Origin of the sequence: Thiocapsa bogorovii (assembly GCF_021228795.1) — a bacterium.
Classification (GTDB): Bacteria; Pseudomonadota; Gammaproteobacteria; order Chromatiales; family Chromatiaceae; genus Thiocapsa; species Thiocapsa bogorovii.
Genome location: NZ_CP089309.1, coordinates 779,418 through 791,504, shown reverse-complemented (window position 1 = coordinate 791,504; position 12,087 = coordinate 779,418). Strand labels below are relative to the sequence as shown.

8 protein-coding genes, 1 tRNA gene and 1 pseudogene are annotated in these 12,087 nt (G+C 62.6%); 7 read left to right on the top strand and 3 right to left on the bottom strand.

The window, feature by feature from the left end; translation table 11 throughout:
- The first annotated feature begins 14 nt into the window (after positions 1–14).
- The 5 genes from dnaG (at position 15) to LT988_RS03585 (ending at position 6,189) form a co-directional block, all read left to right on the top strand.
- A complete protein-coding gene (gene dnaG / locus LT988_RS03605) occupies positions 15–1,769 on the top strand; it encodes a DNA primase (protein ID WP_232408875.1) in 1,755 nt (584 codons plus the stop codon).
- Between the two features lie 71 nt (positions 1,770–1,840).
- Entirely contained in the window at positions 1,841–3,670 is a 1,830-nt protein-coding gene (gene rpoD / locus LT988_RS03600; protein ID WP_232408874.1) for an RNA polymerase sigma factor RpoD, read from the top strand.
- 60 nt (positions 3,671–3,730) lie between these two features.
- A tRNA-Ile gene (locus tag LT988_RS03595) sits at positions 3,731–3,806 on the top strand.
- Between the two features lie 471 nt (positions 3,807–4,277).
- Positions 4,278–4,538: an HPr-rel-A system PqqD family peptide chaperone gene (locus tag LT988_RS03590; RefSeq protein WP_232408873.1), complete on the top strand. Its 261-nt coding sequence runs from the start codon at positions 4,278–4,280 to the stop codon at positions 4,536–4,538.
- Positions 4,539–5,364: 826 nt separating this feature from the next.
- On the top strand, positions 5,365–6,189 hold the full coding sequence (locus LT988_RS03585) for a hypothetical protein (protein ID WP_232408872.1): 825 nt from the start codon (positions 5,365–5,367) through the stop codon (positions 6,187–6,189).
- Between the two features lie 64 nt (positions 6,190–6,253).
- Here LT988_RS03585 and LT988_RS03580 read toward each other — a convergent pair whose 3' ends face one another.
- The gene (locus LT988_RS03580) at positions 6,254–7,546 is read right to left on the bottom strand and encodes a nucleotidyltransferase domain-containing protein (RefSeq protein WP_232408871.1); all 1,293 of its coding nucleotides are present in this window, start codon (positions 7,544–7,546) and stop codon (positions 6,254–6,256) included.
- Positions 7,547–8,005: 459 nt separating this feature from the next.
- Here LT988_RS03580 and LT988_RS03575 point away from each other — a divergent pair, with 459 nt between their 5' ends.
- Complete coding sequence (locus tag LT988_RS03575; protein WP_332460534.1) at positions 8,006–8,980, top strand: glycosyltransferase family 2 protein; 975 nt, start codon at positions 8,006–8,008, stop codon at positions 8,978–8,980.
- Between the two features lie 185 nt (positions 8,981–9,165).
- On the opposite strand, the gene LT988_RS03570 is transcribed toward LT988_RS03575, so the two are convergent.
- On the bottom strand, positions 9,166–9,330 hold the full coding sequence (locus LT988_RS03570; protein WP_232408870.1) for a hypothetical protein: 165 nt from the start codon (positions 9,328–9,330) through the stop codon (positions 9,166–9,168).
- Between LT988_RS03570 and LT988_RS25490 the strand changes: the two are divergent.
- Positions 9,329–9,922 (top strand): annotated as a pseudogene (locus LT988_RS25490) (glycosyltransferase family 2 protein); the annotation flags it as partial. The gene LT988_RS03570 and the pseudogene LT988_RS25490 overlap by 2 nt on opposite strands.
- 382 nt (positions 9,923–10,304) lie before the next feature.
- Here LT988_RS25490 and LT988_RS03560 read toward each other — a convergent pair.
- On the bottom strand, positions 10,305–11,651 hold the full coding sequence (locus LT988_RS03560; protein ID WP_232408868.1) for an IS701 family transposase: 1,347 nt from the start codon (positions 11,649–11,651) through the stop codon (positions 10,305–10,307).
- Between the last annotated feature and the right edge of the window lie 436 nt (positions 11,652–12,087).

Sequence of the window (12,087 nt, the reverse complement as noted above, 5' to 3'; positions counted from 1 at the left end):
GTCTGTCGAGGCACATGGCCGGTCGCATTCCCCCCGAATTTATCGACGAGCTTCTGACGCGAACCGACATCGTCGACCTCGTCGGAACACGGATCCAGCTGCGCAAGGCCGGCAAAGACTACCAAGCCCGCTGCCCCTTCCACGACGAAAAGACCCCATCCTTTACCGTCAGCCCCGACAAGCAGTTCTATCACTGTTTTGGCTGCGGCGCGCACGGTACGGCGATCGGTTTCCTCATGGAATACGACCGCCTCGACTTTCGCGAAGCCGTCGACGAACTGGCCCAGCGCGTGGGATTGACTGTGCCCGGGGCGACCGAGACGGGCCCCGCCGGTCCCGATCACGGGCCGTTGTACGCGCTTCACGAGCAGGCCGCCGAGCTTTATCGCGAGCAGCTGCGGATCCATCCGGACGGACGGCGTGCCGTCGACTACCTCAAAGGACGCGGTCTCACCGGCGAGGTGGCGGCGCATTACGGGCTGGGCTTCGCGCCGGCCGATGGTCGTTTGCTCCTGTCGCGCCTCGGGGCGAGCCCGTCGGAACGCGAGCGCTTGCTCAGCTGCGGGCTGATTTACGACGAGGAGGGGCGGCGACGCGACCGCTTCCGTGATCGGATCATGTTTCCGATTCGAGATCGGCGCGGCCGTGTGATCGGTTTCGGAGGGCGGTTGCTCGGCGAGGGTAAGCCGAAATACCTCAACTCGCCCGAGACCCCGATCTTCCACAAGGGTCGCGAGCTCTACGGCCTGTTCGAAGCGCAGAAGGCCAATCGCAAGCTCGATGTCGTCCTCGTTGTCGAAGGGTACATGGATGTCATCGCATTGGCGCAGTTTGGGGTGACCAACGTCGTCGCGACGCTCGGCACGGCGACGACCTCCGAGCATCTCCAGCTGCTTTCGCGGACGACGCCCGAGATTGTGTTCTGCTTCGACGGCGATCGCGCCGGGCGCGCCGCCGCCTGGAAGGCATTGGAGAGCGCGCTGCCGTCGGCGACCGGCCGTCAATCCATTCGATTTCTGTTTCTGCCGGACGGCGAGGATCCCGACACCCTGATGCGAGCCGAGGGCGCCGACGCCTTCCGGGGACGCATGACACAGGCGCAGCCTCTGTCGGAATTTCTGTTCGAGCAGCTCTGCAATCAGGTCGACATGTCGAGCATCGACGGACGCGCGCGTTTCTCCATCTTGGCGCAGCCACTTATTCAGGCGGTTCCGCCTGGGATCTATCACGACATGCTGGCCGACCGCATGGCTGCGCTGGCCGGACTGCCGATGTCACCGCGGCGGCCGGTGAGGCGTGCTCGGACGCCGACGGCGCATCCTACCCGGCCGAGCCTTGTCGCACAGGCGATCGCTTTGCTTCTCGATCATCCCGAGCTTGCGGCGGAGGTTGTCGATGCCCCTGACGATTGGCGGCGCTCGCCCAGTCCGGGCGTCGCGATTCTGGCGCAACTGCTTGAAACGATTGCAGCGCACCCAACTATCAGCAAGGGCGGTCTAGTGGAGCGTTGGCGTGATCGGGAGCACTTCGTGTACCTCCAGCGACTCAGCGTCGCCCCATTCCTCCAAGGTATTCCCCCCGACGGGGTTGCCGCGGAGTTCATCGGTGCCTTGACGCGAATCGGTGAAGACGTTCTCAAGGAAGAACGTCGCCGGCCGTTGACCGAGCCGCGCACCGTTGTCGCCGGCCAGGGCGTCGCGCGAGAGGGGGACCGGGCGCAGCCGGAAGAGGAGGTCGGCGCCCGGACAGGCGGCCACAGATTAGAATAAGTCGGGCTCAACGTGCTAAACTACGTAGTTCGCCTTTCACGCGCCATCCGTCGTATCAATCAGGGTATCCCATGGATCAAGAACAGCAACAGTCCCAGCTGAAGCAACTGATTGCCAAGGGCAAAGAACAAGGTTACTTGACCTACAGCGAGGTCAACGATCATCTGCCTCCCGGGATTGTGGAGACCGATCAGATCGAGGACATCGTTCGTATGATCAACGACATGGGGATCATGGTCCACGAGACCGCCCCGGATGTCGTCGATCATACCCTGAGCGACTCGGCCGTCTCCGACGACGAGGCCGCCGAGGCCGCCGCCGCTGCATTAGCAACGGTCGACAGCGAATTCGGCCGCACCACGGATCCCGTGCGCATGTACATGCGCGAGATGGGCACCGTCGAGCTGCTCACGCGCGAAGGCGAGCTGGTGATCGCGAAGCGGATCGAAGACGGACTCAACCAGGTCCTCTCCGCGCTTTCGGTCTATCCGCGCTCCGTCGAGAAGCTCATTGAGATCTTCGATCGCGTCGAGCGCGAGGAGACGCGTTTGACCGACGTCATCTCGGGCTTCAACGACGGCGACGACGAACCGGTCGCCACCCCGCACGTCGTCGGCAGCGAGAAGGCGAAGGACGATAGCGATGCCGACACCGACGACGACGATGAGACAGCCGTCGTCGACACCGGGCCCGACCCCGAGGACGCGGCGCGGCGCGCGCAGCTGTTGCGGGAGCACTTCGCCGTGCTCCGCTCGGCACTGGAACAATACGGGCGCGACGACGAGCGTTCGCGCGCGGCCATGGCAAGCGTCTCCGAGGTTTTCCTTCAGTTCAAGCTGGTGGCTCCGGTCTTTCAGGAGCTTGCCGAGCTTCTGCGTCACACCATCGAGCGGATTCGCGGTCAAGAACGCGTGATCATGAGCCTCTGCGTCGAACAGGCCGGCATGCCGCGCAAGGTCTTCATCGATACCTTCCCGGAGAACGAGACCAATCCGCAGTGGCTCGAGCAACAGCTGGCCAGCGGCAAGCCCTACGCCGCACGTCTCGCCGAGGTCGCCACGGATATTCGCCGCGCGCAGCGCAAGCTCCAGGAGATGGAAAAGGAGAACATCCTCACCATCAGCGAGGTCAAGGACGTCAACCGGAAGATGTCGATCGGCGAAGCAAAGGCACGCCGCGCCAAGAAGGAGATGGTCGAGGCGAACCTCCGCTTGGTGATCTCGATCGCCAAGAAATACACGAACCGCGGTCTGCAGTTCCTGGACCTGATCCAGGAGGGCAACATCGGCCTCATGAAGGCCGTGGACAAGTTCGAATACCGTCGCGGCTACAAATTTTCGACCTATGCGACTTGGTGGATTCGCCAAGCGATCACGCGCTCCATCGCCGATCAAGCGCGCACGATCCGCATCCCGGTCCACATGATCGAGACCATCAACAAACTCAACCGGATCTCACGCCAGATGATCCAGGAGATGGGCCGCGAGGCGACTCCGGAAGAGCTCGCGCACCGGATGGACATGCCGGAGGACAAGGTCCGCAAGGTCCTGAAGATCGCCAAAGAGCCGATCTCGATGGAAACGCCGATCGGCGACGACGAAGACTCGCATCTCGGCGACTTCATTGAAGATTCCGGCGTCATCTCCCCGGTCGACTCCGCCACCGCCGAAGGCCTGCGCGAAGCGACCCAGAACATGCTCGCCAGCCTGACCTCGCGCGAGGCCAAGGTGCTGCGCATGCGCTTCGGCATCGACATGAACACCGACCACACACTCGAAGAGGTCGGCAAACAGTTCGACGTGACGCGCGAGCGCATCCGCCAGATCGAGGCCAAGGCCCTGCGCAAGCTGCGGCATCCGACGCGTTCGGATAAGCTCCGCAGCTTCCTCGACGCCGACTAAACCGGCAGTCCAGTCGCCATGGATGGCGCAGTTTCCGCAACAACCACTCCATCGCAAGACGGGCCGTTAGCTCAGCGGTTAGAGCAGGGGACTCATAATCCCTTGGTCCTAGGTTCAAATCCTAGACGGCCCACCAGATCCGCTCGGCGACATTGTCGTCCCGTTTCCCGACGGATTCCGGTCTCGTTACCTCCATCCCTTCACCGCTCGGCATCGGATATCCCGGACGATGGATCGGGCGCCGATCCAATTGGGTGTCGCTGAGCGTCAGGATCGCGCCTATGTCGGGTGACACTTCTTGTCACCTGGCTCTCTCGGTCGGATCCGAATCGGCACCGATCGGTGCGCGCCGAGGCAAGTTCGGTCCTGAGTTGGGAGAGTCGCGAGTGCCTCGCCATCGTTCCGCGAGCAGGTCTCAATCTGCCTTCGGCCTTCCTCATCCAGCTCTCGTTCTTGTTTCATCGTGACTCGCCGCATCCAGCGCAACGAATCTGGCGTGCGTTTTGCGGTGGCCTCATGGAGCGCGAGTCGTCGACGATCGGTCGTCTCGGCCATGCTCGCTCTCTGCGTGCTTAGCAATCTTGATCGGACTGGACCCGGAGTGACGATGGGATCTTTTAAGGCCGGACTGACATATCGTGACCTCGATGGCGAGTTGATCGTTCTTGATGCCGCGACGGGCTATATTCACCAGATGAATCCCACCGGCGCCTTGATTTGGAGACTGCTCGACGGAGGGACATCGATCGAGTCCATCGAGACCCGTCTCTCGGATGAGTTCGATCTCGATGCGGAGGAGGCGCGACGCGATGTGCTCGGCTTTGTCGAGCAACTGCAACGTGCCGGTCTCCTGGAACCGATCGCTTAGGCTTTCCCGCGATTCGAGACCGCGCTCGATGTTCGGGAACAGAACGCGTATCAGTAGGTCGATATTGCGGAACGAGCACGGTTTCAAGCCCTGCCGGTCATTTCGCTCTCGATGGGGGCCGTTCGGAACCCTGTTTGCTTAGAGGATGATTGCCGCGACGCACACCTTGATTTTCGAAGGCGCCGAGCGCGCAGACGAAATTTTGCGGTCGGGAGAAAAGTCCGACACTACGATGTTCCGGATGCACTTAATCCTCGGGATAATGGAGGCAAAGAGATGCCACACGATAGCTCACGACGAGACTTTCTGAAGAAAGCCACCTACGTTCCCCCGCTTCTCCTTAGCTTTCATGCCGCACCCTCGTTTGCGCGCCCGGGATCGGTTCCGGTCGGTCCGCCGCAGGCCGGCATTCAGACGCTGAAGCCGGATGTTCAGGCAATGAATCCGACGATCGCATCGGCCACGGAGCCGGCGGCGAGTCCGCGTTCGGCAGGCCGTGGTGCAGGCGGAGGGAGTTCGTCTGGGCCTGATCTACCGGAATTCGGGAATGCCGCGTCGACCGGCGGTCCGAGTGCATGTGAGCCCGTCGATGACGACCGCTACGGTCTGCCCAGAGCCGCTTCAGCCGCGTCCAGAGAGGCCGGAAGCCGCGCGCCCAGGGTGACCGTCGGCGCATGCAGCGACGAGGCCGTCGCCCGGTCCGGTGCCGATGCGCTGCGTGAACTATCCAGTAAGTTGTGGAAGTCGGGAGGGTGATCGGGGGGCCGCGGGAAGGCTTTCCTGCCCCGGTCGTGCTCGGATGGCGGTGCGCGGGGCTCGCTCGCCGATGAACCAAAGCCGGTTCAGTGTCGTTGAGCGCGTCGTGGATGTCGCGTGGGAGGCTGATTGCCTCTACCCTATGATTTGCGCAGCCTTCGACGGCTTCGAGCCGTGCGCATCGAGCCAGCCGGCCGCTCTGTCCTATCGAATCGTTTCCGAGTCGGGAGACGCCTGTTTCAGCCTCGTTCGGAACGGGGCAGTGATCAACCGGGGCCTTGACGCTTCGCAACTTCTGTTCGCGCTCCAGCAAGATATCGTCGTCGGCATTCAATGTCTGCGCCCTGACCTCGTTTTTGTCCACGCGGCCGTCGTCCAGCGCGGCGGTCGGGCGTTTGTCTTGGCGGCACCGTCCGGAAGCGGCAAATCGACCCTCTGTTGGGCGATGCTGCATCATGGCTTCCGCCTGATGAGCGACGAGCTCGCGCCGGTTGATCCCGCGACACTCAGGATCAAGCCGTTTCCCTTGGCCGTCACATTGAAGGCGCGGCCTCCGTATTGCTGTCCTCTGCCGGCATCGACCCTCACGACGCATCGTTCGCACTATGTCCCGATCGATGCCCTGCCGAGCGCACCGGCGACCGAATCCGCTCCGATCGGTGCGATCCTGTTCGTGGACTACGCGTCGAGTCACTCCGTGCCTGCGCTCCGCAAGCTCTCTGCCGCAGAGGCTGCATCCCGCCTTTATCCCAATGTTCTCAACGCCTTGGCGCATCACTCCATGGGGCTTGACGACGTGATCCGAATGACGGGCTCCGTGCCATGCTGGTACCTGGCTTCCGCGGCCCTCGAGGAGACCGCGCAGGAAGTGACTGGACTCCTTTGTGCGTTTTGAGGGTGACACGAATCGCCGGGGTCGGGGTAATCCCATCTCGCGGCGACATGATATCGCATGGTCTTCAGTCGCCGTCGGGTGTGCTCCGCGCGAGATCGACCCGATGATAATCGTTGCGTCGCGGCCGCCCGATGCGTCCGACACAACGCGCCAGGACCCAAAACGGGCGGCGAAATTTCCACAGCGCGCCGTTCGGCGGTCCCGGTCCGAACAGGGCCTCGTCCTCGGGTCTCGGCATGGTCAGCGCTTGAAGCAGATAGCGCCGCCGACAAGCGTCCGTATCCAAGAGCCGGAGTAATGTGGCGTTGATTCCGAGGCATCTGAGCACCCGCGGCTCGTGAATCTCGGGGTTGAGAAGGGTCTTTATGACTGTCGACAGGTCCGTCTCGGAGGCAGCATGGGCGAATAGCCGTGACGCGCTTTCCGGGATCGGCGTTGCGAGCAGCCTTTCGGCGAGCCCGAGCCCCGTAATCACCATGCGCCGCGCCCTCCACGTCTTGGCGTACCAAACGAGTCGTTCCCAGTCGAGTGGTGCCCGGCCGAGCCGTGAATCGGCGCGAACGATCCGGTCGAGGTCCACGACCCACTTGAGCTTGCGCCAGCGGTCCTTCGTTGCGTGGATGCAGGTGTGAATGATCTGATGTTCCGCGGACAGGGTAGCGATGGATCGCCCGTCGCATGTCGCTCGCGCCGCATCTTGCCAAATTGCTTTGCAATCCGAGATGATCGGAAAATGTTGCGGTACCAATGCCCAATGCATGTCGAGCTGAAAGAGTGCGTCCGGGCTTTGTAGCGTAAGCTCATGGTAATACGCTGAATAGATACGCTCCTGACTTGGCGTGAGCTGCTGTATGTTGAGGTCGCGCAGCATGTTCGGCGGATAGACTGGCCGATAATCCAGACGCTCCAAGACATAGCGGGCTTGAACGACCTTGTTCTCAGGTATCAGCAGATCGACATCGCCGAACTGTCGAGCCGCGAGGTGCTCGTAGACGGTTGTTGCGAGTGCCAAGCCTTTTAAGACAAGCGCCGGGACGCCCGTCTCGGCCAATGCTGACTCGGCGCTGAGAAAACATTGCAGCGCCAAGCGATTTCGCAGATGGTTGGCTTGGAAGTGGTCGCGCAGCAGCGGCAACAGGGACTGCGGCAAGAATTCAGGCGGGGCGTGCTCCAGTCCCGAAAACAACAACGGCAGCAGGTCGTGATGCTCGCCGAGCGTTAGTAAGAGATCCCAGTCGATGCCGCGATCAAGGACCGATCGCCAGCTCCGCTCTTGTCGGCTGTCCGCGTCGGCAGACAGGCACGCGAGTAAGAGTGCCGAGGTTGTTGTGGAACGTTCAGCGAGATGCTTGAGCATCAACTCGATCCTCGTCCCTGTGTGCGAATTCTGGTCAGGATATTACCCTTTTTTCAAGATAGGTCCGTGCACCGAGGGCAACCTTACTCATCGCTCGGGCACAGTGGCCGAGCGATCCGAGCGGCGGGGCATCGCGACGACACCGTGCGAGCGCGGGTGGTTTAGAGGCCGGAATCACGAAGACGGTATCCGAGGACGGTATCGATGTCCCTCGTAGGAACATCGGGTCCGACAATTGCCGCGATGTCCGGTCCCAGTGGCTTGACCTATGCGTATGTCTGTGAAGAACGTCGAGCATGATGCCGAAGAGTCGGATAGAGGTGCCGCTTCCGGTCATCCGTGATCGTATCGGCGTCTATTATCTCGTGCAGTGGGTCAGTCTTGCATCGAAGGTTGTCGGTGTTGGTATCGGGATGGTGCGCCGAGCTCCGGTGTTTGATTCGAGCGGAACCCTCTTTGATGAAACAGATAACTGGCTGTCGTCGTGGTTCAAATCGGGGCTCCGTGCGTCCGATGGTGCTCCACGAGGCCGTCGTTCGCTCGTCGCGCCTCTCGACTCGGCCTCTTCGAACGAAAGCGCCGCACCTTGCTCGCAACCGTCGCCAGGGGATCGAGATACGGGGCCGAGAACCCCCGTCTCCCGGACGATCGGCCCCGAGAGAGCATCGTGATACGCCTCAAGCGCGGACCGACGGCACACACGTGCTAGATGCCTCTACCGCATCACACCGATCCGTCGACGATAGTGCGAAGGCGGACCCTCGCCTCGTCAGTATCATCATCGCGAACTTCAATTATGTAGAGTTTATCGGTACCGCGATTGCGAGCGCACTGGCGCAAACCTACCCGCGAGTCGAGGTCATCGTCGTGGACGACGGGTCGACCGACCGCTCGCTGGAGGAGATCTCGCGTTTTCTGCCCGCGATCCAGTGTGTGCAGGTCGAGCATCAGGGTCAGATCGGCGCGTGCGCTGAGGGATTCAGGCGAAGCCAAGGCGATATCCTGATCTTCCTGGATGCCGACGACGTGCTTTTACCCGATGCGGTCGAACGTATGTGTCATCCCTTCGTTGCTTGTCCGGACGTCGTCAAGGTCCAGGGCTACATGTCGGTGATCGACCGAGACGGGCAAGCGATGGGGGAGCGCATCCCCGGGCGGCTACCCGATTCGGGCGATTATCGGGCGCTTACGCTGCGGCACGGTCTGCTGCCGCTCCCTTTTGCCTATACCTCCGGCAATGCCTGGTCGAGGCGCTACCTTCAGCAGGTCTTTCCGCTCCCGACGGTCGGTTGGCTCGACGACTACCTCCACGACCTGGCGCCGCTGCACGGACGGATCGAGTCCCTACCGGAAACGGTCGTCGAATACCGTATCCACGGCAATAATTCATGGTACGGGAGTCGCGTCCTCACACGTCAGGCCATGCAAGACTAAGTGGACAAAGTCAATCGCAATATCGATTACCTCGTCGCGTTTATGGGTGAGCGGGGTTATCCGACCGATCCTCTGCGATGGCGGAGGTATAAACGGTCCTGGCGCGATATGCTGATCGAGATGACGTTGAACCGCATGTCCGATTCCGGGCGCGGGATCTCTTGGCGGGATTTCGTCTCCGCGCCCTACGGTCGAGGCCAAGCCGGTCCGCTCAAGGCGCTCGTCGTGTCTTCTTTGCTTGCCGTGATCTGGTTTTTGCCGAAGGGGCCGAGCGTTGCGCTCGCACGGTGGTTGTTGCGGTCGAAGGGAGGCTGGCTGTAACGGCCGGGTGCGAATGACGCCTCGATCATGAACGAGCTCGTTTCCGTCGTCATCCCGGTCTACAACGGTGAGCAATACATCGGCTCCACGCTTAAATCCGTTTCCGAGCAATCATATCGAAGCTTGGAGATCCTTATCGTCGACGATGGCTCCACGGACGGAACCGCCGAGATCCTGCGTCGCTTCGCGCGTCACGACTCGCGGATCAGGATCCTGCAGCAGGCGAACAAAGGGGTCGCCGCGGCACGAAATCTCGGGATTCGATCCGCGCGCGGCGATTTCGTCGCCCCGCTGGATGCCGACGACATCTGGCACCCGGAGCGGATCTCCAAGCAGTTGCGCTGCTTGTTCGACGCACCGAGCGATGTCGGCCTGGTGTATTCCCCGTGGATCACGATCGACGAAACCGGTGCCCGGCTTTCTCCCTGCATGGACAGAGAGCGATTCGAAGGCATTGTCTGGCTTCAGTTGATGCTTGGAAATTTCTCGGGAAGCGCGAGCACCTGCCTGATCAAGGCGGATTGCCTTCGGGAGGTCGGTCTCTACGACGAGGCGTACTTCGTGCAGCGCGCGCAGGGTTGCGAGGATTGGGATCTCTATATGAGGATCGCTCGGCGGTTTCGGTTCCTCTGCCAGCCCGAGTGCCTCAACGGCTATCGCCAGGTTCGCGGGAACATGTCGGTGGACGTCGAGCAAATGATGCGGTCCTATGAATTGATGATGTCCAAGCTCAGTCCGCGGGGCGCGGAAATTCCAGTTTGGTTTCACCGGTGGTCTCGCGCGTCCTACTTACTCTACCTGGCAGATCGTGCTGCACAGGCTCGTCGCATCGGCTTGACAGTTCTTTTATTGCTCCGAGCGATCTCGATCGATCCGGTCCATGTGTTGGATCGGCGGGTAGCGCGCATCCTGGCTAGATCGCTGCTCGCGGACCTGCGACCGCGCCGTGCGGTTCCGAGCTCGGAGAACGGGCCTTGGGACGAGCTCCTCGACTTTGGCCAATCTAGGCGGTCGCCGCGAGCTGTTCCAGCAGGCGATCGAGTCGCTTGGACGAAATTAGGACCATCTCCCCCTCGGACCGTGAGTAGGCGTAATTCTCCTCGGCCCAGATGGTGCGCCGCACCAGGGCCAGGCAATCGGAGAAGGTGGCGTGGGACTTCAGATACCAGGCCGTGGAGCGCGGCAGGGCGTCCCAGCGCTCGCGCCACCGGTAGACCATGAGACAGACGAGCGAGAACAGCGCCATCAGCATCGGCGTGGTGCGTGCGATCGCCAGGTCGTTCCACTGGCGCTGGGTCTCGACGCCGAGGTGGCGACGGACTTCCTCGAAGGTGACCTCGAGCGACCAGCGCTGGACGAACAGCTCCACGACGCGGGCCGGCGCCATGTTCAGGTCGGTGGTGAAGAAGGCTTGCGTCGGCAGCCGGCCCTCGGGATCGACCACGAGCACCCAGCGAATCGGCAACGGCGGCCATCCCGCGGTGTGCCACAGACACACCTCGCTGAGCAGGCGCAGCGTTTTGGGCTGTCCGTACCATTGAATCGCGACCTCCTCGCCTCGGGTGTGCGCCGCTTCCTCGCGTGTGGCGAGCTTGGCCAGTACGCCGCCTTTCTTCGGCTTGGGGCCGCGCCGCCCGGCGGGCACCGGCTCGGGAAAGGCGAACAGGCGTGCATCCAGGCGCAGGCGCGTGATCAGGGTCGCTTGCGCAGCCAGCACTTCCCACCCCAGCTGGATGCAGGAGTAGCTGCCGTCGCCGAGCAGGATCCAGCGGCGTTGCTGCAGCCAGCGCGAGACCAGCCAGACCATCCCGATGGTGAGCTCCACGACCGTGCGATGGTGCCGCGCGGCCGCCTCGTCGGCCCGTTTCGACGGCGCCAAGCGGGTGAGAAAGGGCAGCGCCCAAGGCCGCGTGCTCCACGGCACGGGCACCAACAACGCCATGCAGATCCACTCCAGCCCCAAACAGGTCACCACCTTGCCGCGCGAGGAGCGCACCGCATCGCGATACATCCCTTCTGCTCGAATGCGCGCGCCCTTGCGCCGTTCCAGCGTCTCGTCGACCGCCACCACGATCGGCACCTGCGCCGGCAACATCCCGAGCAACAACCCCAGCAGAATCCGCGCCCCTTGGCGCGACGACCAACGCGCCCGATTCAGCACCCGGTGGTAACGCTCGAAGCGCCGCTCCGCGCTCAGCCCCATCGCCCGCAGTGCCGCCGTCACCGTGCGTGGTCCTTGCGCCAGCAGCGTTCCCGTGAGCAAGACGTGCAGATGCGCCAGGGTCGGCGCGGTGAACAGGCAGGCAAAGGGCTGCAGAACAGATACAATCGAGGCTGGCAGAGGGAACATCCGCGGGCAGGTCCGAGGTTTTGGTCGACATCGGACGATACCGTCCGCGGCCCTCTGCCGCCACATCAATCGGGTCTGTCACCGTCGCTCCCGGCGCCTCGCGGCGCTTCCGCCGAGGCCCGGAAATGGCCAAAGTCGAGGAGCTCATCTTGCTTTCGACACGCTCGATTCCCGTCTGGGCTGTTGTCTGGGACAGGATCTGGCGCAGTCGGAAACGAAAACTCGCGCGGTTGCAGCAGACGCTCGTGTGGCCCGTGCCGTACGATCCGGATTGTTCCGAATCGGCTGCCGCGAATACGTGATGCCCGGCGTCTCGAGCCGAAGGCGTTCGGCCCGCGGGTCGACCATCGCGTCGCCGCGTCGCAACAACACCCGGAGCGTTTGATCGTGGTTCGATCCATCACCGCTCGGATATCCCGACTCGCGCGCACCGCAC

Bases quoted from the DNA above. Each gene is read 5' to 3' on its own strand.
- LT988_RS03570 (WP_232408870.1), bottom strand. From the start codon at position 9,330: ATGATCGAGGCGTCATTCGCACCCGGCCGTTACAGCCAGCCTCCCTTC.
- LT988_RS03590 (WP_232408873.1), top strand. From the start codon at position 4,278: ATGGGATCTTTTAAGGCCGGACTGACATATCGTGACCTCGATGGCGAG.
- LT988_RS03560 (WP_232408868.1), bottom strand. From the start codon at position 11,651: ATGTTCCCTCTGCCAGCCTCGATTGTATCTGTTCTGCAGCCCTTTGCC.
- LT988_RS03580 (WP_232408871.1), bottom strand. From the start codon at position 7,546: ATGCTCAAGCATCTCGCTGAACGTTCCACAACAACCTCGGCACTCTTA.
- LT988_RS03585 (WP_232408872.1), top strand. From the start codon at position 5,365: ATGAACCAAAGCCGGTTCAGTGTCGTTGAGCGCGTCGTGGATGTCGCG.
- LT988_RS03575 (WP_332460534.1), top strand. From the start codon at position 8,006: ATGAAACAGATAACTGGCTGTCGTCGTGGTTCAAATCGGGGCTCCGTG.
- rpoD (WP_232408874.1), top strand. From the start codon at position 1,841: ATGGATCAAGAACAGCAACAGTCCCAGCTGAAGCAACTGATTGCCAAG.
- dnaG (WP_232408875.1), top strand. From the start codon at position 15: ATGGCCGGTCGCATTCCCCCCGAATTTATCGACGAGCTTCTGACGCGA.